The organism is Leifsonia xyli subsp. cynodontis, from assembly GCF_050632205.1.
GTDB lineage: Bacteria > Actinomycetota > Actinomycetes > Actinomycetales > Microbacteriaceae > Leifsonia > Leifsonia xyli_D.
This window is the reverse complement of record NZ_CP192578.1, coordinates 1,527,253-1,547,183: the sequence shown is the minus strand read 5'-3', so window position 1 is coordinate 1,547,183 and position 19,931 is coordinate 1,527,253. Positions and strand designations below refer to the sequence as shown.

Genomic DNA, 19,931 nt, shown 5'->3' with positions numbered 1-19,931 from the left:
ATTTTATCTCGACGTCAAGATACTTTCCCGATGTGAGGATTTAGGCTTACCTTGCTGGAAAGGCGCTTCGGCGGACGTGGAAGATGAACGAGGCGTGCGTGAACATCGCCTGCCGATGAAGGAGAGGGCATTGTGTCTGCAGTGAACAGCTTCGGTGCGAAGAAGACCTTGACGGTCGGATCGCGTGACTACACGATCTTCGCGATCGACCAGGTGGAGGGGTACCAGCGGCTGCCGTTCAGCCTGAAGGTCCTGCTCGAGAACCTGCTGCGCACGGAGGACGGCGCGAACATCACCGCCGATCACATCCGCGCCCTCGGCGGCTGGGACCCGAAGTCCGAGCCGAACACCGAGATCCAGTTCACGCCGGCGCGCGTGATCATGCAGGACTTCACGGGCGTGCCCTGCATCGTCGACCTCGCCACCATGCGCGAGGCCGTCTCCGCGCTCGGCGGCGACCCGAAGAAGATCAACCCGCTGGCGCCCGCCGAGATGGTGATCGACCACTCGGTCATCGCCGACCTGTTCGGCCGCGAGGACGCGCTCGAGCGCAACACCGACATCGAGTACGAGCGCAACGGGGAGCGCTATCAGTTCCTCCGCTGGGGCCAGACCGCCTTCGACGACTTCAAGGTCGTCCCGCCGGGCACCGGCATCGTGCACCAGGTCAACATCGAGTACCTCGCCCGTGTCACCATGACCCGTGAGATCGACGGCGAGCTCCTCGCCTACCCCGACACCTGCGTCGGCACCGACTCGCACACCACCATGGTTAACGGACTGGGCGTGCTCGGCTGGGGCGTCGGCGGCATCGAAGCCGAGGCGGCCATGCTCGGCCAGCCGGTCTCCATGCTCATCCCCAAGGTCGTCGGCTTCAAGCTGACCGGCGCCATCCCGACCGGTGTGACGGCGACGGATGTCGTGCTCACCATCACGCAGATGCTGCGCAAGCACGGCGTGGTCGGCAAGTTCGTCGAGTTCTACGGCGCCGGCGTCGCCGAGGTGCCGCTCGCCAACCGCGCCACCATCGGAAACATGAGCCCGGAGTTCGGCTCCACCGCTGCCATGTTCCCGATCGACGAGGTGACCCTCGACTACCTGCGCCTCACCGGCCGCAGCGAGGAGCAGGTGCAGCTGGTCGAGCAGTACTCCAAGGCGCAGAGCCTGTGGCACGACCCGTCGGTCGAGCCTGTCTTCAGCGAGTATCTCGAGCTCGACCTCTCCACGGTCGTCCCGTCGATCGCCGGCCCGAAGCGTCCGCAGGACCGCATCGAGCTGAGCGAGGCCAAGGGCCAGTTCGAGAAGGACCTCGTCGACTACGCCGACGTCTCGCACGACCTGGTCGACCTGACGATCTCGGAGTCGTTCCCGGCCTCCGACCCGGGCGAGCTGCAGCCGGAGGACGACCGCAGCATCCACGTCCACACGCACCACAGCCACGCGCCGAAGACGGCCTCCAGCCCCACGCCGGTGACCCTCAAGCAGAGCGGAGAGGACTTCGTCCTCGACCACGGCGCCGTCGCCATCGCGGCGATCACGTCGTGCACCAACACGTCCAACCCGTCGGTCATGCTCGCGGCGGGCCTCCTCGCCCGCAACGCGGCCAAGAAGGGCCTCAAGGCGAAGCCGTGGGTCAAGACCACCCTCGCGCCGGGCTCGAAGGTCGTCACCGACTACTACGAGAAGGCCGGCCTCACCCAGGACCTCGAGGCGCTCGGCTTCTACACGGTCGGCTACGGCTGCACCACCTGCATCGGCAACTCGGGCCCGCTGCTCGACGAGATCTCCGAGGCGGTCAACCAGAACGACCTCGCCGTCACCGCAGTGCTCTCGGGCAACCGCAACTTCGAGGGCCGCATCAACCCCGACGTGAAGATGAACTACCTGGCGAGCCCGCCGCTCGTCATCGCGTACGCCCTGGCCGGCTCGATGAACTTCGACTTCGAGGTCGACCCGCTCGGTCAGGACTCCGAGGGCAACGACGTCTTCCTGAAGGACATCTGGCCCGACGCGGCCGAGGTGCAGGACACGATCGACTCGTCCATCAACGAGGGCATGTTCGTGCACCAGTACGCGTCGGTCTTCGAGGGCGACGAGCGCTGGAAGTCGCTGCCGACGCCGACCGGCTCGGTGTTCGAGTGGGACGAGAAGTCGACGTACGTGCGGAAGCCCCCGTACTTCGAGGGCATGACGCTCGAGACCACGCCGGTCACTGACATCGTCGGCGCCCGCGCCCTCGCCAAGCTCGGCGACTCGGTCACCACCGACCACATCTCGCCCGCCGGCTCCATCAAGGCGGACAGCCCGGCCGGCCAGTACCTGAACGAGCACGGCATCGACCGCAAGGACTTCAACTCCTACGGCTCGCGCCGCGGCAACCACGAGGTGATGATCCGCGGAACGTTCGCGAACATCCGCCTCAAGAACCAGCTGCTGGACGGCGTCGAGGGCGGCTACACCCGCGACTTCACGCAGGCCGACGGGCCGCAGTCGTTCATCTACGACGCGTCCCAGAACTACCAGGCGCAGGGCACTCCGCTCGTCATCCTGGGCGGCAAGGAGTACGGCTCCGGGTCGTCCCGCGATTGGGCGGCCAAGGGCACCAGCCTCCTCGGCGTCCGCGCGGTCATCACGGAGAGCTTCGAGCGCATCCACCGCTCGAACCTCATCGGCATGGGCGTGGTGCCGCTGCAGTTCCCGGCCGGCGAGTCGGCCGACTCGCTGGGCCTCGACGGCACCGAGGTGTTCTCGATCACGGGCCTGGAGCAGCTCAACGAGGGCACCACTCCGAAGACCGTCCACGTCACAGCGGAGCCGAGCGAGCACTCGCCCGCGGGTAAGCAGACGATCGAGTTCGACGCGGTCGTCCGCATCGACACCCCCGGTGAGGCGGACTACTACCGCAACGGCGGCATCCTGCAGTACGTGCTGCGCAGCCTGGTCTGAGCGGAGATCGCATGAGCTGAGCCCCCGGTGCCGTGAGGTGCCGGGGGCTCAGTTCGTCCGGCGGAACTCGGGCCAGGCGGCGTAGAAGTCGTCGAGCGCGGCCGAGAAGGGCTCGTGCTCGACGAACCAGCGGCGGGCGGCCGGGTGGATGCTGTGGAGGACGTCGCGCATCGCCCGTCGTTTCCCTCGCAGATCCAGCCGGAAGACCGGCTCGTGGTGAGCGATGCGGTTGCGGAAGTCGTAGACGATAGCGACGGCTGCTGAGATCTGATCGGCGCGGACGTTCTGCCGGTTCGTGAAGGAGTACTGGAGCGCCTCATCCCACAGCCGTTGCTTCCAGCGATGCCGCAGCGAAGGAAGCAGGCTCCGCCATGCTCCGAAGGAGAGCTGGGCCACCACATCGTCGTGCTGGATGGGCCGGCGCCCTCGGACCGCACGACCGGCGTGCGCGCGGGCGGCACGCAGACGATCCTCCGTGACCACGGCGGCAAGGACAGGCGCCGGGTCGAGCGTCCACTCCTCTCGACCGTGCGTTTCGCGATTCCATGACCGTAGCTGGTGATCGAGTGCATTCCGCAGGATCACCTCGAAGTAGTGGACGGACATGTGGCCGACGCTGCTGAGATGCGCGTTCGCCCGGTACAGCAGCAGCGCACGGTCTTCGTCGCCGTCGCAGCACTGCGCGTAGGTCGCCATACGCGGCGCGCTGAAATAGGTCATGATCTCGGCAGCCATCTGTGGAGCGTAGTAAAGTCGTTTGCAACGGCGTCGGCAGTACGAACGACGTCACGCTCTCAGCGGCCCGGGTTCGCCCGGGCCGCTGTGTTCTAACGCACACTGATTGCGGACTTCCACCGGTCAACTGCACGTTCCGAGCCTCCCTTGATGTCCGCGAGCCTAGACTCGAACGCATGGGCATCCTCGAGACGATCCACGGGCCGCGCGACCTCGATCGGCTGACCGACGGTGAGCTGGTGCAGCTCGCCGCGGAGGTGCGGGCCTTCCTGGTCGCCAACGTGGCGAAGACCGGAGGCCACCTCGGGCCGAATCTCGGCGTGGTGGAGACGACGCTCGCCATCCACCGCGTCTTCGACTCGCCCCGTGACGCGATCGTGTTCGACACCGGCCACCAGTCGTACGTGCACAAGCTGCTCACCGGGCGCCAGGACTTCTCCCAGCTGCGCCAGCGCGGCGGCATGGCGGGCTACCCGCAGCGGTCGGAGTCGGAGCACGACATCGTCGAGAGCTCGCACGCCTCGTCGTCCCTGTCGTGGGCGGACGGCATCTCCCGCGCCTTCCAGCTGACCGGGCAGCAGGACCGCCACGTCATCGCGGTGGTCGGCGACGGCGCCCTCACGGGCGGTATGACGTGGGAGGCGCTCAACAACATCTCCGACGACAACAACCGCAAGCTCATCATCGTCGTCAACGACAACGGCCGGTCCTACGCGCCGACCATCGGGGGATGGCACGCTTCCTCAACACCGTCCGCACGCGCAAGAGCTACCGCAGCCTCTACCTCACGTCGCAGCGCGCGTTCGACAAGCTCGGCACCCCCGGCCGGTCGTTCTACCGCGGCGTGCGCGGCGGCCTCCACGGCTTCCTCAGCCGGTTCTCGAACAACGAGGCGCTCTACTCGAACCTCGACATCAAGTACATCGGCCCCATCCACGGGCACGACATCGAGGCGATGGAGGAGGCGCTCCGCCAGGCGAAGAACTACGGCGCGCCGGTCATCGTGCACGCGATCACGCAGAAGGGCCGCGGCTACGAGCCCGCGCTGCGGGATGCGGCCGACCAGTTCCACGCCATCGGGCAGATCGACCCGGAGACAGGGGAGCCGACGGAGGGGTCGAGCAAGCCGTCGTGGACGGGCGTCTTCGCCGACGAGATCGTCCGGCTCGCCGAGAAGGACCCGAAGATCGTCGGCATCACCGCCGCGATGCTGCGCCCGACGGGGCTGCACAAGTTCGCCGAGCGCTTCCCGGACCGCGTGCACGATGTCGGCATCGCCGAGCAGCACGCCGTGACCAGCGCGGCCGGCCTCGCCTACGGCGGGCTGCATCCCGTCGTCGCGATCTACGCCACGTTCATGAACCGCGCGTTCGACCAGGTGCTGATGGATGTCGGCCTGCACAAGGCGGGCGTCACCTTCGTGCTCGACCGGGCCGGGGTCACCGGCCCCGACGGGCCGAGCCACCACGGGATCTGGGACCTCGCGATCCTGCAGGTCGTTCCGGACATCCGGCTGGCGGCGCCGCGTGACGGCACGCGCTTCCGCGAGGAGCTGGCGGAGGCGGTCGCCGTCGACGACGCTCCGACCGTGCTGCGCTTCCCGAAGGGCGCGGTGCAGCCCGACATCGACGCGGTGCGCCGCCTCGACGACGGCGTCGACGTGCTGCGCGAGGGCGACCGCAAGGATGTGCTGCTCGTCACCGTCGGCCCGTTCGCCGACCTCGGCCTGAAGGTGGCCGACCGTCTCGCCGCGCAGGGGATCGGCGCCACCGTGGTGGACCCGCGCTGGGTGGTCCCGGTGCCGAAGAGCATCCTGTCGCTGGCGGCGGAGCACCGCATCGTGGTGACGCTGGAGGACGGCATCCGCGTCGGTGGCATCGGCACCCGCGTGCGGCAGGACCTCCGCGAGGCCGGCATCGACACGGCCGTGGACGAGCTGGGCCTGCCCGACGCGTTCATCGACCACGCGACGCGCGACCAGATCCTCGAGGATGCGGGGCTCACCCCGCAGAAGATCGCGCGCGACCTGGTCGCCCAGGTGCTCGGCAGCCGCGTGCCGATCGCGCGCCCGCTCCCCGAGGACGAGGCCGCCGCCGACGAGGCCGCCCCCGCCAAGAAGCGCCGCGCCTGAATGAGTTTCGCCGAGTGGTGACATCATGTCGCCACTCGCCCCGAATTCGAGCATCGAGTCACCACTCGATGGGCGCTGGCTGAGAGAGTCCGGCCCTCGATTGACTTGGAGTGCGCTCTAAGTCCTAGTGTGCAGGTATGACCGACACACGGACGGCGATGTCGATCTCCGACGTCGCCGAGCGGACCGGACTCACCACCCACACGCTGCGCTACTACGAGCGCGAGGGCCTCATGCTGACGCCCGTCGAGCGCGCATCCTCGACCCATCGGCGCTACACCGACGCCGACGTGTCGTGGGTGAACTTCCTCACGAAGCTGCGCTCGACCGCCATGCCGATCGCGACCATGCGCCAGTACGTCGTGCTCGCGCGGCAGGGCGACGGCACGGAAGCCGAGCGGCTGGAGCTGCTCCTCCTGCACCGGATGGCCGTGGTGCGGCAACTGGAGGAGATGACGGCGAGTCTGGCGGCCATCGACTACAAGATCGACCTCTATCGACAGCAGGTCGCGGAAAGGAACGACGCATGAAGAAGATCACGTTGGGAACCGAGAAGCTGGAGGTCTCGCAGCTGGGCCTCGGCTGCATGGGCATGTCCGCGTTCTACACGGGAGCCGGAAGCGACGAGGCCGGCTCGATCGCCACCATCCACCGGGCGATGGATCTGGGAGTCACCTTCTTCGACACCGCCGAGATCTACGGCCCGTACACGAACGAGGAGCTGCTGGCCAAGGCGTTCGCGGACGGCCGCCGCGACCGTGTCGTCATCGCCACGAAGTTCGGCAACATCCTGCACCGTGGGAACGGCGAGCGGGGCCTCGACGGGTCGCCCGAGAACCTGCGGCTCGCGGTGGAGGGCTCCCTGCGCCGACTGAACACCGACCGTATCGATCTCTACTACCAGCACCGCATGGACCCGAAAACGCCGATCGAGGACACCGTCGGCGCGCTGAAGGAGCTGATCGAGGAGGGGAAGATCCTCCACTACGGCCTCTCCGAAGCGGCGCCCGCGACGATCCGCCGGGCGAACGCGGTGCACCCGGTCACGGCCATCCAGACCGAGTACTCGCTGTGGACGCGCGACCCGGAGGCGGAGGTGCTGCCGACCGTGCGCGAGCTCGGGATCGGGTTCGTGCCCTACTCGCCGCTGGGCCGCGGCTTCCTGACCGGCACCATCCGGTCGCTCGACCAGCTGTCGGAGGACGACTTCCGCCGGTTCAACCCCCGCTTCGAGGGCGACAACCTGGAGGCCAACATCCGCATCGTGGAGCAGGTGGATGAGGTGGCCCGCGAAGTGGGTGCGACGCCCGGCCAGGTGGCTCTCGCGTGGCTGTTGTCGAAGGGCGACGACATCGCGCCGATCCCGGGCACGACGAAGGTCGCGAACCTGGAGCAGAACGTGGCGGCGACCGACGTGCAGCTCAGCCCGGAGCAGCTCGTTCGGCTGGATGCGGTGGCCGCCCCGGTCGGCGACCGCTACCCGGACATGTCCACGGTCAACCGCTGACCCGGCGACCGGTGAGACGCAACACGCCGCTATCCGAAGTGGATAACGGCGTGTTGCGTCCCATGGATGAGGGCGTTACGCGACGCCCTTGATCGGCGGGTGGTGGAACGTGTCTCCGAAGACGCGCTCCGAGGCTCCGACCCGGTCGAGGTACGGCGTGATGCCGCCCATCTGGAACGGGAAGCCCGCGCCCAGGATCATGCAGAGGTCGATGTCCTCGGGTGCCTCGACCACGTGGTCGTCCACCAGCATGCGGTGGATCTCGTCGGCCAGGCCGTCCTCCAGCGTGCGGAGGATCTGCTCCTTCGTCCACGGGTTCGTGCCGCCCGAGACGATCTTCGCGGCGCCCTTGTCGAGGCCCTTCACCTTGCCCTTGGCGTCCTTCTCCAGCAGCGTGCCGTACTCGGCCAGCTTGTGGAGGTTCTCGGATCGGTAGAACCGGTCCGGGAACGCCGCGTGGTGCGTGTCGAGCACGTGCGCTCCGACCTTGAGCCCGACGAGGTCGAGCAGGGCGGACGGCGGCATCGGGAGGCCGAGCGGCGCGATGGCCTCGTCGACCACCTCGAACGGGGTCCCATCGTCGACGGCGTGCATCGCGTCACCGAGGATCTTCGCCAGCACGCGGTTGACGACGAAGCCGGGCGTGTCCGCCGTGATGACCGCGTTCTTCTTCAGCGCCGCCGCCGTCACCATCGCGGTCGACAGCGTCGCCTCATCGGTGTGCGGCGTCTTCACGACCTCGATCAGCGGCATGACCGCGACCGGGGTGAAGAAGTGGAAGCCGACCAGCCGCTCAGGATGCTTCAGCTTCGCGCCGATCTGCTCCACCGACAGCGACGACGTGTTGGTCGCGATGACCGCCTCGTCGGAGAGGAACGGCTCCACCTCGGCGAAGACGTTCTGCTTGACCGACAGCTCCTCGAACACGGCCTCGATGACCCAGTCGCAGTCCGCGAAGTCGGCCTTGTTCGTCGTCCCCGTCACCAGGGCGCGCAGGCGGTTCGCCTCGTCGGGGGAGATGCGCCCCTTCTCCTGGAGCTTCCCGATCTCGTCGTGGATGTAGGCCACGCCCTTGTCGACATGCGCCTGGTCGAGGTCGGTGATGACGACGGGGACGCGGAGGCGGCGCACGAACAGCAGCGCGAATTGGCTGGCCATGTAGCCGGCGCCGATGACGCCGATCTTGGTGACCTTCTTCGCAAGCTTCTTCTCGGGTGCGCCGGCCGGACGCTTCGCGCGCTTCTGCACGAGGTTGAAGGCGTAGATGCTCGCCTGGAACTGGTCGCCCGAGATGAGCTCCGCCAGCGCCTCGTCCTCGAGCTCGAAGCCGGCCGCGCGGTCGTTCGACTTGGCGGCCTTCAGCAGGTCGAGCGCCTTGTACGGTGACTTCGGCACGGTGCCGATGCGCGACTCGAGCATCTTGCGGGCGATGCCGATGGCGGCATCCCACTTGACCATCCGCTCGATCTTGCCCGGCTCGTTCGGGCGCTTGACGACGACCGTGCCGGTGAGCACCTGGTCGGCCCACTTCAGGGAGTCCTCGAGGAAGTTCGCCGAGTCGAAGATCGCGTCCGCGATGCCGAGGTCGAAGACCTCCTGCGCCTTGAGCATCCGGTTCTGCTTGAGCGGGTTCTCGACGACGACCTTGAGGGCGTTCTCGATGCCGATCAGGTTCGGCAGGATGGTGGCGCCGCCCCAGCCGGGGATGAGGCCGAGGAAGACCTCCGGCAGGGCGAAGGCGGCCGTGTTGCGGTCGATCGTGCGGTAGTCGGCGTTGAGGCCGATCTCCACGCCGCCGCCGAGCGCGAGGCCGTTCGTGAACACGAACGACGGCACGCCGAAGGTCGCCTGCTTGCCGAGGACGTAGTGGCCCAGCTGGGGGAGCAGCTTCGCCACCTCGACGCTCGGGATGTCGCCGACCCGGCTGAGGTCGGCCCCGGCGGCGAGGATGAACGGCTTGCCGGTGACCGCGACCGCGTCGATCTCGCCGCGCTTCGCCCGCTCGGTGAGCTCGTCGAAGGTGCGGCCGAGTTCGAGCAGCGTCGCCGGCCCGAGCGTGTTCGGGCGGGTGTGGTCGCGTCCGTTGTCGAGGGTGACCAGGGCGAGGCGCTTTCCGCTCGGCAGGGTCACATCCTTCACGAACGCGTGGGTGACGACCTCGTCGTCGGCGACGGCCTCGAGCGGGCTGAAGTCGATCTTGCTGTAGTCCGTCACGCTTCTCAGCCCTTCCGCGCAGCGCGCTTGTCGTAGTTGGGGTTCTCCCAGATCACGGTGCCGCCCTGGCCGAGGCCGACGCACATCGCGGTGATGCCGTACCGCACCTCGGGGTGCTCGCCGAACTGTGCCGCGAGCTGGATCATCAGGCGCACGCCGCTGGCGGCGAGCGGGTGTCCGATCGCGATCGCGCCGCCCCACTGGTTGACGCGGGGGTCGTCGTCCGCGATCCCGAAGTGGTCCAGGAACGACAGCACCTGGATGGCGAACGCCTCGTTCAGTTCGAACAGGCCGATGTCGTCGATGCCCAGGCCGGCCTTGCGGAGCGCCTTCTCGGTCGACGGGACCGGGCCGAGGCCCATGATCTCCGGCTCGACACCGGCGAAGGCGAAGCTCACCATCCGCATCTTCGGGGTGAGACCCAGCTCCTTCACCGCATCGTGCGAGGCGAGGAGGGAGGCGGTGGCGCCGTCGGTCAGCGGCGACGAGTTGCCCGCGGTCACGCGCCCGTGCGGACGGAACGGCGTCTTGAGGGTCGCGAGGCCCTCCATGTTCGTCTCGGGGCGCATCCCCTCGTCCTGCGTGGCGAGGCCCCAGCCCGACTCCGAGCGGATGGCGACCGGCACCAGATCGGGCTGCAGCTTGCCGGCCTCGTAGGCGGCGGCCGTCTTGTGCTGGCTGCGCATCGCGAAGCGGTCGGAGCGCTCCTTGGTGAGCGCCGGGAACCGGTCGTGGATGCGCTCCGCGGTCATGCCCATGTTGAGCGCGTCCTCGGCGACCATCCGCTCGCTGAGGAAGCGCGGGTTCGGGTCGGCGCCGAAGCCCATCGGGTGGCGGCCCATGTGCTCCACGCCGCCGGCGATCACCAGGTCGTAGGCGCCGAATGCGATGCCGGAGCCGAGCGTGGTGACGCTCGTCATGGCGCCCGCGCACATCCGGTCGATCGCGAAGCCGGGCACCGACTTCGGCAGCCCGGCGAGCAGCGCGGCGGTGCGGCCGAGGGTCAGACCCTGGTCGCCCTGCTGGGTCGTCGCGGCGATCGCCACGTCGTCGATGCGGTCCTTGGGCACCTCGGGGTTGCGCTCGAGCAGACCGATCATCGCCTTCACGACGAGGTCATCCGCCCGGGTGTTCCAGTACTGCCCTTTTTCGCCGGCTCGTCCGAACGGAGTACGGACTCCGTCGACGAATACGACTTCGTTCCTATCGGCCACAGTGCCTCCCAAATCACGGTCGGGAACGATCCTAGGTACACCGTTGTGCACGAAAAGAATCGTTTGATCCTTCCTACGAAACGGGCTCGGACCCCTCGTCGGCCGTTTGGGTGCTTTCCACAAAAGCCTGGGCGATCACCTGTGAGGTTGCGGCAACCTGCCAGGGCCGGGCGCCGTGCGCCGCCAGGGCGTCGCCGATGCTCTCGGGCGTGACCTCGGCCGGCGGGGTCCAGGCGACGCGGCGCAGCGTCTCCGGGGTCAGCAGGTTCTCCAGCGGGATCGCGCGCTCCTCCGACACCGCGGTCAGCGACGCGCGGGCCGCCTTGAGACGGGCGTCCGCGTCCGGGTTCCGGTCGGACCAGGCACGGGGCGGCGGGAGGCTGTCGCCGTTGCCGCGCAGCACCGGCAGGTCGTCGGTGGTGCGCCCGGCCTCGATGGCGGCCCACCAGCGGTCCAGCTCGGTCCGGCTGGCGCGGCCGGTGAACTCCTTGAGCGAGGCCAGCGCCCGCTTGCTCTCGGGCATGGCCTTCGCAGCGGCCGTCAGCGACGCATCCGGAACCAGGCGCCCGGGGGCGGTGTCGATCTCGCGGGCGAGCGCATCCCGCGCCAGCCACAGCTCGCGCGCCACGGCGAGGTTGCGCAGTCCCCGGATGGAGTGGATGCCGGACAACCGCCGCCACGGTTCGCTGCGCACCGGCACGAGGTCGCGCACCAGCTCGTCGGCGAACTCCTGACGGGCGATGTCCGTCTTGCCGGCCTCGTCGAGCAGCGCCGCGATGGCGTCGCGCAGGTCGGGCAGCAGCTCCACATCCAGCGCCGCGTAGTTCAGCCACGGCTCGGGCAGCGGACGCGTCGACCAGTCGGCAGCGCTGTGCTCCTTCGCGAGGTGGATGCCGAGCAGCTCCTCCACGACCGTCCCGAGGCCGACGCGCGGCATCCCGAGCAGTCGGGCGGCCAGCTCGGTGTCGAACACGATGGACGGGTCGAGGCCCACCTCGCGCAGACACGTCAGGTCCTGCGTCGCCGCGTGCAGCACCCACTCCTCGTCGCGGATGGCCTCGTTGAGCTCGTCGAACCGGCCGACCGCGGGCGGATCGAACAGGAACGTACCCGATCCGCGCCGGAACACCTGGATGAGATAGGCGCGCTGCGAGTACCGGAAGCCGCTGGCCCGCTCGGCGTCCACGGCGACGGGGCCGTTGCCGGCGGCGATGCGCTCGACCGCGATCAGGTAGGCCGCCCGGGTGTCGATGACGGTGTGATCAGCCACGCGGCGTCCTTCTCGGCGAGGCCGCCCGCGAGCTCAGCAGGCTCACCCCTCGCCGGTCGGGGGCAGGCCGGCGAGCATGCAGAGCAGCTCGCCCCAGCCCTCGACGTGCGCCGAGACGTCCGACTCCAGCGGGCTCCAGGATGCGCGCAGCTCGATCTGAGAGCCGTCGCCCTGCGCGGCGAGCTCGCCGAAGCCGGTGGAGATGATCTTGGTGGCCGTTCCGCTCGCGGCCGTGTAGCGGGCGTGCCGCGCATCCAGCGCATCCACCAGCCACGACCAGGCGACGTCGGCGAGGAACGGGTCGAGCCCGATGTCGGTCTCGAGCGGCGCCTGCGCGAAGCACACGATGCGGAATGGGCCGCCCCACGCCTCCGGCTCGTCCGGGTCGTAGAGCAGGATGAAGCGTCCGGTGCCGAGGTCGGAGTCGCTGCCGTGCCGCGCGGGCCGCACGTCGGCGGCGAGCGCGACCGAGTACGGTGCGAGCTGCGCGGGCGCGGGGATCTCCTCGATCACGAGTTCCGGCCGCGACACTGCGGCACGGATTGACTCCAGCGCCGTGGCGAACTCCGCCGGATGCTGCGGTGGGGATGTCGGTGTCGGCACGCTTCGAACACTAGAAGCCTTTGGGGGTCCCACCAGTAAGGCACGCCGCCTGAGGAACTCCTGAGGGCACGCCCGGCCGCCCGCCGGTACGCTGCACACTATGGCGGAGAGCGGCTCGGGTTCGGCGTTCGGCAAGGCACTGGGCACGGTGGGAGTGGTCGCCGGGGGACTGGTGCTGGCCACGGCGGGACTCGCCGCGCTCGTCACCGCCCGGGTCGCCCGCACCGTGATCACGCCGGTGCGGCGGCGGCCCCAGAACCAGATCATCCGCTCCTTCGACGAGACGGTCGGCACGGTCACCCTGCGGGAGACACCGGATGCGGCCATGCCCGGCCGGTTCGGACTCTGGTGGGGCGGCGACACCGCCTACGCCAAGCTCGGCGGCCTCATCGAGCGGGAGGACGGCAGCGTCACCCGCGAACTGGAGAGGGTCGAGTTCGGCGAGTTGCGCGAGGGGCGCGCCCGGATCTCCGGCTACTACTACCTGCAGCCGGAGGAACTCGGCCTGCCCGTCACGAGCGTCGCGATCTCCACCGACCTGGGGGAGGCGCCGGCGTGGGTCTTCCCGGCGGATGCGGACGCGGGGGACGGCCGCTGGGTCATCCAGGTGCACGGGTGGGGAGCATCCCGCCAGGAGGGGCTGCGCGCGGTGCGGACCTTCCACGACGCCGGCTTCACCTGCCTGCTCGCATCGTACCGCAACGACGGCGACGCCCCCGAGAGCGTCGACCGCCGGTACGGGCTCGGCGGGACGGAGTGGCGCGACATCGAGGCGGCCATCCACTACGCGGTGGAGCACGGCGCGCGCTCGGTGGTGCTGATGGGCTGGTCGATGGGCGGAGCGGTCGTGCTGCAGACGATCACCCGCTCGACGGCTGTGGAGAACGTGACCGGCATCGTGCTCGAATCGCCCGTCATCGACTGGATCGACACCCTCGAGTACCAGGGCAACCTCCTCCGGCTCCCCGACGTGGTCACCCGCGCGGCGATGCGGCTCATCGAGTCGGAGTGGAGCGGGCCCATCACCGGTCTCGGCGCACCGATCGATCTGCGCAGCATGGACTTCGTCGCCCGCGCGTCCGAGCTGCGCCTGCCGATGCTCATCCTGCACAGCGACGACGACGGCTTCGTGCCGTCGACCGGCTCGCGGGCGCTCGCCGAGGCCCGCAGCGACATCGTCACCCTGGTGCCGTTCGACACGGCCCTGCACACCAAGCTGTGGAACTACGACGAGGCGAAGTGGTCGAGTGCGATCGCGGGCTGGCTGGCCGAGAATGTGCCGGCTGCGGCCGCCGCCACCGAGCCCGATCTCGCGGCCATCGAAGGAGATCCGGCCGCCTGACGCCGCGAATCTCCTGCAACACTGCCATTCGAAGGAGATTCGACACCCGAACACCTTCGTTGCCCGCGGGGTTACTCGTCGTGCGGCGGCAGCTCGCCCGCGGTGAGGGCGATCATGCGCGAGGTGGAGCGCAGGTACTTCTTGCGGTAGCCGCCGCCCAGCATCTCGTCGTCGAAGACCTGGCTCAGCGGCACACCGGTCTGCACGATCGGGATCTCGGCGTCGTACACACGGTCGATGAACGCGACGAGGCGCAGCGCCGCCATCTGGTCGTGCAGCACCTCCACGCCGGTCAGGCCGATCACATCCACGCCGTCGATGATCTTGATGTAGCGCGACGGGTGCACGGTCGCGAGGTGCGCGATGAGGTCCTGGAACCCGTCGCTGGTGACGGTCTCGCCCCGGCCGGCCATCACCGCGAGGATGCGCTCGTACGCGTCCGGCTCGACGGTGATCGCGCTGCCGGTGGTGTCGCGACGGCGGTAGTCGAGGCCGTCGATGCGGATGGTCTCGAAGTTCGACGACAGCGACTGGATCTCGCGCAGGAAGTCGCTCGCGGCGAATCGCCCCTCGCCCAGCGCGTTCGGCGGCGTGTTGCTGGTCGCGGCGATGCGGGTGCCGGAGGCGACGAGCTCGCCGAGCATCCGGGTCATCATCATCGTGTCGCCCGGGTCGTCGAGCTCGAACTCGTCGATGCAGATGAGGGCGGATCCGCGGAGCAGGTCGACCGCGCCCGCGTAGCCGAGCGCGCCGACCAGCGCCGTGTACTCGATGAAGGTGCCGAAGTACTTCGGCCCGGGCGCCTCGTGCCAGAGAGCGGCCAGGAGGTGCGTCTTGCCGACGCCGAACCCGCCGTCGAGGTAGACGCCGGGCTTCATCGCCTCGACCTTCTTGCGGCTGCGGCTGAACAGCCCGGCCGGACGCTGCGGCTCCCACGTCTTCGCGAACAGCTTCAGCGTCGAGACCGCCTCCGCCTGCGAGGGGTAATCGTGATCGGGCCGGTACGACTCGAACGTCGCGTGCTCGAACTGCGACGGCGGCACCAGGCTCTCCGCGATCTCTGCGCCCGTGATCTGGGGCGAACGGTCGGCGAGGCGGGGGAGGGCGCCGGTCTGCTCGAGAGTCATGACGGGGGTCTGCACCTTTGTGTCGAAGTCTTACCGCGACCGTTCGCCGCCGCCTACGCTGGACGTAGATTCGGGAGCTGTCGCAGGCCTCCAAGCCTAGTCCTGCGGCAAGGACCGCAACCCTGGACCGACCCTGGAGGCACCCCCGCATGACCATCGAGACCGACCCGTCGCCCGAGTTCTCCGGCTACGCCCACCCCGAGCGCCTGGTGAGCACGGAATGGCTGGCAGCGCACCTGGGCGAACCGGGACTCGTGGTCGTGGAGTCGGATGAGGACGTGCTGCTGTACGACACCGGTCACATCCCCGGGTCGGTCAAGATCGACTGGCACACCGACCTCAACGACCCCGTCGTGCGCGACTACGTCAGCGCCGAGCGCTTCGCCGAGCTGCTCGGCTCGAAGGGCATCGCCCGCGACACGACGGTCGTCATCTACGGCGACAAGAACAACTGGTGGGCCGCCTATGCGCTGTGGGTGTTCACCCTGTTCGGCCACGAGGATGTGCGTCTGCTCGACGGGGGCCGCGACAAGTGGATCGCCGAGGGCCGTGAGCTGACCCGTGACGTCCCGCAGCCGGCCCCGGTCGAGTACCCCGTGGTCGAGCGCGACGACACGGTCGTCCGCGCCTTCAAGGACGACGTGCTGGCGCACCTCGGGCTCGTCCGTTCGGGCGGAGGGGCTCTGATCGACGTGCGCTCGCCGGAGGAGTACAGCGGCGAGCGGACCGAGATCCCCGGCTACCCGACCGAGGGCGCCCTGCGCGCGGGCCACATCCCGTCGGCGAAGTCCGTGCCGTGGGCCAAGGCCGCAGCTCCCGACGCGACGTTCAAGCGCCGTGCCGAGCTAGAGGAGGTCTACCTCGACGGCGCCGGCCTCGCCCCCGGCGACGACATCATCGCCTACTGCCGCATCGGCGAGCGCTCCAGCCACACCTGGTTCGTGCTCACCCACCTGCTCGGCTTCGAGAACGTGAAGAACTACGACGGCTCCTGGACGGAGTGGGGCTCGGCGGTCCGCGTCCCGATCGCGACCGGCAGCGAGCCCGGCGAGGTCCCGTCGCGCTGAACGGGTCCGGATCGGACGTAGCCTTGAGGGGTGACTGAACTGACGGGCGCGCTCGCCGAGATCCGCGACGACTTCCAGGCGCTGGAGCAGAACGACCGGCTCCAGCTGCTGCTGGAGTTCTCCGACGAGCTGCCTGAGCTGCCCGAGCGCTACCGCGACCATCCCGACCTGCTGGAACGGGTCGAGGAGTGCCAGGCGCCCGTCTTCATCTTCGTCGAGGTGGATGCGGACAGCATCGTGCACCTGTACGCCACCGCCCCGCAGGAGGCTCCGACGACCCGCGGCTTCGCGTCCATCCTGGTGCAGGGCCTCGCCGGTCTCACCGCCGACGAGGTGCTCGCCGTCCCGGACGAGTTCCCGCAGACGCTCGGCCTCGCCCAGGCCGTGTCGCCGCTGCGCCTGCGCGGGATGTCCGCCCTGCTCGGCCGCGCGAAGCGACAGGTGCGCGAGAAGCTCGCCGCCTGACGCGCATCCGGCGTTTCCTCTACGCCTGCGCTGCAGATCGGCAGCATCCCGAAACACAGTGTTTACACGCGGCCGGGATGCGTAACAGGCGCGAAACACGAGGATCGCTCTGCCGAAACCTCTCGGCTTGAAACTGGCTCCACCCCGAAACCCCCACGAACCCACGGGGCTTGCTTGAGAGAGGCAGTTGATTCGCATGGTGCTCCACACAGCAGCGGACTACGCGGAGGCAGGGACGGTCAACGCCCTGTGGCTCCTCGTCGCCGCGGCCCTGGTCCTCCTGATGACCCCCGGCGTCGCCTTCTTCTACGGCGGCATGGTGCGGGCGAAGAGCGTCATCAGCATGATGATGATGAGCTTCGGCGCGATGGCCCTGGTCGGCGTCCTCTGGGTGCTCTACGGCTACGGACTGTCGTTCGGCCCCGCCAGCATCCCCGGCCTCCTCGGCACCCCGGACTGGTTCCTCGGCAGCCTGATGGGCAAGGACGGCATCACCCCCGACCTCAGCGGCCTCGCCTTCGCCGGCTTCCAGGCGACGTTCGCCATCATCACCGTGGCCCTGATCTCGGGCGCCATCGCGGACCGCGCCAAGTTCAGCTCCTGGATGGTGTTCGCCGGCATCTGGGTCACCGTCGTCTATTTCCCGGTCGCCTACTGGGTGTTCAACCTGTCGCAGGGCTGGATCGCCGCCGGCCTGCACGTGAACGACTTCGCGGGCGGCACGGCCGTGCACATCAACGCCGGTGCGGCGGGCCTCGCCCTCGCCCTGGTGCTCGGCAAGCGCGTCGGCTTCCAGAAGGGCATGAACAAGCCCCACAACGTCCCGCTCACCCTCCTCGGCGCGGCGCTGCTGTGGTTCGGCTGGTTCGGCTTCAACGCCGGTTCGGAGGCCGCGGTCGACGGCGTCGCCGCCCTCGCCTGGATCAACACCCTGGCCGCTCCGGCAGCCGCCACCATCGGCTGGCTGATCGTGGAGAAGATCAAGGACGGCAAGCCCACGTCGATCGGCGCCGCGTCCGGCGCCGTCGCGGGCCTCGTCGCGATCACCCCGGCCTGTAACATCCTCACCCCGGGCTGGGCGATCGTCCTCGGCCTCGTCGCCGGTGCGGTGTGCGCCCTCGCGATCGACCTGAAGTTCCGCCTCGGCTTCGACGACTCGCTCGACGTGGTCGGCATCCACCTCGTCGGCGGCATCATCGGAACGCTGTGGATCGGCGTCTTCGGCTTCACCCACGTGGACGGCGACGCCAAGAAGCCGTTCTCGAGCCTCCTCTACGGCGGCAGCTTCCAGCAGCTCGGCGTGCAGGCGCTCGGCGCCTTCGCGGTCCTCATCTACTCCTTCGTGCTGGCCTACGTCATCGGCTGGGCGATCCAGAAGACGATGGGCTTCCGCATCAAGAACGAGGACGAGCTGGCCGGTGTCGACACCGCGGTGCACGGCGAAGAGGGCTACGCCCTCGAGACGGTCTGATCCGTTCATCATCCGGACACGGGACGGGGCGTCGCCTGAGGGCGGCGCCCCGTTCCGTCGTCCGCGCCGCGCGTCGCTAGGGTGAAGGGGTGAGTGCAGGGCGAGCGACGCCGGACCAGGTGGATGCGCTGCTGCTGTTCTTCTCCGGCGCGCTCGTGCTCCTGGCCGCGTTCGGTCTGGCGCTGTTCATCGGCGGCCTCGCCGGGCGTGCCCGGGCCGCGCGCGCCTTCCGCTTCGTGCTGCTGGGCGCGGCGGTGACCGTTCCGCTCGCGGTGTTCGGGGGCTACGGGATGCTCACGGGCGACCCGCTCATCCCGCACCTGATCGGCGTGCCGGATGTCGGACTCGCGGCGGCAGCCGGCGCCGACCCTGCGTCCGCGTCGCCGTATCCGCTCGCCCGCGCGGGCTACCTGATCGCCGTGCTCGTGCTCTGCGCCGCGATCGTCGCCGCGGCGGTGTCCTCCCGCCTGACCCTGCGCGCGTGGATCCTGTTCACCGTCCTCTGGCTGCCGCTCGTCGTGCTGCCGGTCGGCTACGGCGTCTTCTCGCTCGACGACGGCTGGGCGGTCGCCGGGCTCCACGTCGTCGACTTCGGGGGAGCGCTCCCGGTGGTCGCGGCCGGCGCGAGCGCCGTCGGCGTCCTCCTCGCGTGCGGGCGCGGCGAGCACCAGCCCGCGCGCGCCAGCCGTCCGGCGCTGGTCGCGTTCGGCGGGGCGGCGCTGTGGGTCGGCTGGCTGGGCCTGGTCGTCGGCTCGGAGGGGGCGCTGGACGCCTACGCCCCCTTGATGGCGGTCGGCGCCTTCGTCGCGTCGGCCACCGGGGTGCTGATGTGGATGCTCGTGGATGCGGTGCTCCTGCGCCGCCCGACGCTGAGCAGTGCGATGTGGGGCGCCTTCGCCGGGCTGGTCGCGGTGACCGCCGCCTCCGGCGTGCTGACCCTCGGCTGGTCGATGCTCGTCGGCGCGCTCTCCTCCCTCGCCTGCGCGACCATGGTGGACCTCGCCGCCCGCGCGCGTTTCGGTCCGGCGCTGACGCTGTGCGTCGTGACGATCATCGGCGGGATGGTCGGGCTGCTCTTCCCCGGGCTGTTCGCCACCGGGAGCGGGATGGTCGACAGCGGCAACTTCGACCTCTTCGTCGCCCAGGGGATCGCCGGCATGTCGGTGCTGCTGTACGCGACGACGGTGTCGCTGCTGGTCGCCCTCGCACTGCGCTTCACGGTAGGACTGACGCGCATCCGCTATGGTGCCGATCGTGGTCTCCGTGCGAAGCGTCCTGTCCGCCCTGGGCGGTCTGTTCCGTCCGTCGCGGGAGCCGCGGGGCCGTCCGACGCGCCCGACGCCGGCCGCGCCGGCTGAGCCGGGCCGGAGCGGCGTCGCTGCGACGGTCCAGGTGGACCCGCGGCGGCTCGGCCGCATCCGCACCTCGTACAACCCCGTCCGCGACGGCGACGCCGACCCAGGCGAGATCGTCTGGACGTGGGTGCCGTACGAGGAGGCCGACGGCCGCGGCAAGGACCGTCCCGTGCTCGTCGTCGCGACGGAGCCGTCCGGCACGGTGCTCGCCGTCGCCCTGACCAGCCAGGAGCATCCCGGCCGTCCGGAGTTCGTGCCCGTCGGCGCCGGCGACTGGGACGGCCGCCGCCGACCCAGCTTCGCGCGGCTCGACCGCGTCTTCCGGGTGCACCAGGAGGGGATGCGCCGCGAGGGCGCCGCGCTCGACGCCCGGCGGTTCGGGCTCGTGCGCAACGCCCTCCGGGCGCGCTACGACTGGCGCTGACGGGCGTCTGGGGCGCCTGTCGGAGATCTGATGCCCTTTCTCCGACGTTGCTACAGGCAG

General features: G+C 69.5%; 16 protein-coding genes and 1 pseudogene. 11 read left to right on the top strand and 6 right to left on the bottom strand.

The window, feature by feature from the left end; translation table 11 throughout:
* The first annotated feature begins 129 nt into the window (after positions 1–129).
* Entirely contained in the window at positions 130–2,946 is a 2,817-nt protein-coding gene (gene acnA / locus ACQ86M_RS07660; protein WP_431247862.1) for an aconitate hydratase AcnA, read from the top strand.
* Positions 2,947–2,994: 48 nt separating this feature from the next.
* On the opposite strand, the gene ACQ86M_RS07655 is transcribed toward acnA, so the two are convergent.
* Positions 2,995–3,681 (bottom strand): hypothetical protein, encoded by a 687-nt coding sequence (locus ACQ86M_RS07655; protein ID WP_431247621.1) that lies wholly within the window; start codon positions 3,679–3,681, stop codon positions 2,995–2,997.
* A gap of 176 nt (positions 3,682–3,857) precedes the next feature.
* Here ACQ86M_RS07655 and ACQ86M_RS07650 point away from each other — a divergent pair.
* From ACQ86M_RS07650 to ACQ86M_RS07635, 4 genes and pseudogenes are all read left to right on the top strand, one after another.
* Positions 3,858–4,639: pseudogene (locus tag ACQ86M_RS07650) on the top strand (1-deoxy-D-xylulose-5-phosphate synthase N-terminal domain-containing protein); the annotation flags it as partial.
* The gene (locus ACQ86M_RS07645; RefSeq protein WP_431247861.1) at positions 4,637–5,812 is read left to right on the top strand and encodes a transketolase C-terminal domain-containing protein; all 1,176 of its coding nucleotides are present in this window, start codon (positions 4,637–4,639) and stop codon (positions 5,810–5,812) included. The pseudogene ACQ86M_RS07650 and the gene ACQ86M_RS07645, both read left to right, overlap by 3 nt.
* Positions 5,813–5,949: 137 nt before the next feature.
* Positions 5,950–6,342: a MerR family transcriptional regulator gene (locus ACQ86M_RS07640; RefSeq protein ID WP_431218155.1), complete on the top strand. Its 393-nt coding sequence runs from the start codon at positions 5,950–5,952 to the stop codon at positions 6,340–6,342.
* Complete coding sequence (locus ACQ86M_RS07635; RefSeq protein WP_431247620.1) at positions 6,339–7,319, top strand: aldo/keto reductase; 981 nt, start codon at positions 6,339–6,341, stop codon at positions 7,317–7,319. The genes ACQ86M_RS07640 and ACQ86M_RS07635 overlap by 4 nt, the downstream gene beginning before the upstream one ends.
* Before the next feature lie 75 nt (positions 7,320–7,394).
* Here the strand turns inward: ACQ86M_RS07635 and ACQ86M_RS07630 are convergent, their stop codons facing one another.
* The 4 genes from ACQ86M_RS07630 to ACQ86M_RS07615 form a co-directional block, all read right to left on the bottom strand.
* A complete protein-coding gene (locus ACQ86M_RS07630) occupies positions 7,395–9,533 on the bottom strand; it encodes a 3-hydroxyacyl-CoA dehydrogenase NAD-binding domain-containing protein (protein WP_431247619.1) in 2,139 nt (712 codons plus the stop codon).
* A 5-nt stretch (positions 9,534–9,538) separates the two neighbouring features.
* On the bottom strand, positions 9,539–10,747 hold the full coding sequence (locus tag ACQ86M_RS07625) for a thiolase family protein (protein ID WP_431247618.1): 1,209 nt from the start codon (positions 10,745–10,747) through the stop codon (positions 9,539–9,541).
* 73 nt (positions 10,748–10,820) lie between these two features.
* Positions 10,821–12,017 carry an HRDC domain-containing protein gene (locus tag ACQ86M_RS07620; protein WP_431247617.1) on the bottom strand — a complete coding sequence of 399 codons (1,197 nt, stop codon included), beginning with the start codon at positions 12,015–12,017 and terminating at the stop codon, positions 10,821–10,823.
* A 42-nt stretch (positions 12,018–12,059) separates the two neighbouring features.
* A complete protein-coding gene (locus ACQ86M_RS07615; protein ID WP_431218151.1) occupies positions 12,060–12,620 on the bottom strand; it encodes a DUF3000 domain-containing protein in 561 nt (186 codons plus the stop codon).
* Between the two features lie 100 nt (positions 12,621–12,720).
* Here ACQ86M_RS07615 and ACQ86M_RS07610 point away from each other — a divergent pair, with 100 nt between their 5' ends.
* Positions 12,721–13,962 (top strand): alpha/beta hydrolase family protein, encoded by a 1,242-nt coding sequence (locus ACQ86M_RS07610; RefSeq protein WP_431247616.1) that lies wholly within the window; start codon positions 12,721–12,723, stop codon positions 13,960–13,962.
* 71 nt (positions 13,963–14,033) lie between these two features.
* On the opposite strand, the gene zapE is transcribed toward ACQ86M_RS07610, so the two are convergent.
* Positions 14,034–15,089 (bottom strand): cell division protein ZapE, encoded by a 1,056-nt coding sequence (gene zapE / locus ACQ86M_RS07605; RefSeq protein ID WP_431247615.1) that lies wholly within the window; start codon positions 15,087–15,089, stop codon positions 14,034–14,036.
* Between the two features lie 149 nt (positions 15,090–15,238).
* Between zapE and ACQ86M_RS07600 the strand changes: the two genes are divergently transcribed.
* From ACQ86M_RS07600 to ACQ86M_RS07580, 5 genes are all read left to right on the top strand, one after another.
* On the top strand, positions 15,239–16,156 hold the full coding sequence (locus ACQ86M_RS07600; RefSeq protein ID WP_431247614.1) for a sulfurtransferase: 918 nt from the start codon (positions 15,239–15,241) through the stop codon (positions 16,154–16,156).
* A gap of 30 nt (positions 16,157–16,186) precedes the next feature.
* Positions 16,187–16,621 (top strand): SufE family protein, encoded by a 435-nt coding sequence (locus ACQ86M_RS07595; RefSeq protein WP_431247613.1) that lies wholly within the window; start codon positions 16,187–16,189, stop codon positions 16,619–16,621.
* A 196-nt stretch (positions 16,622–16,817) separates the two neighbouring features.
* On the top strand, positions 16,818–18,092 hold the full coding sequence (locus ACQ86M_RS07590; RefSeq protein ID WP_431247612.1) for an ammonium transporter: 1,275 nt from the start codon (positions 16,818–16,820) through the stop codon (positions 18,090–18,092).
* An 89-nt stretch (positions 18,093–18,181) separates the two neighbouring features.
* Positions 18,182–19,450, top strand: a complete 1,269-nt coding sequence (locus tag ACQ86M_RS07585; RefSeq protein WP_431247611.1) for an ammonium transporter — start codon at positions 18,182–18,184, stop codon at positions 19,448–19,450.
* A gap of 34 nt (positions 19,451–19,484) precedes the next feature.
* Complete coding sequence (locus ACQ86M_RS07580) at positions 19,485–19,871, top strand: type II toxin-antitoxin system PemK/MazF family toxin (RefSeq protein WP_431247610.1); 387 nt, start codon at positions 19,485–19,487, stop codon at positions 19,869–19,871.
* The last annotated feature ends 60 nt before the right edge of the window (positions 19,872–19,931 follow it).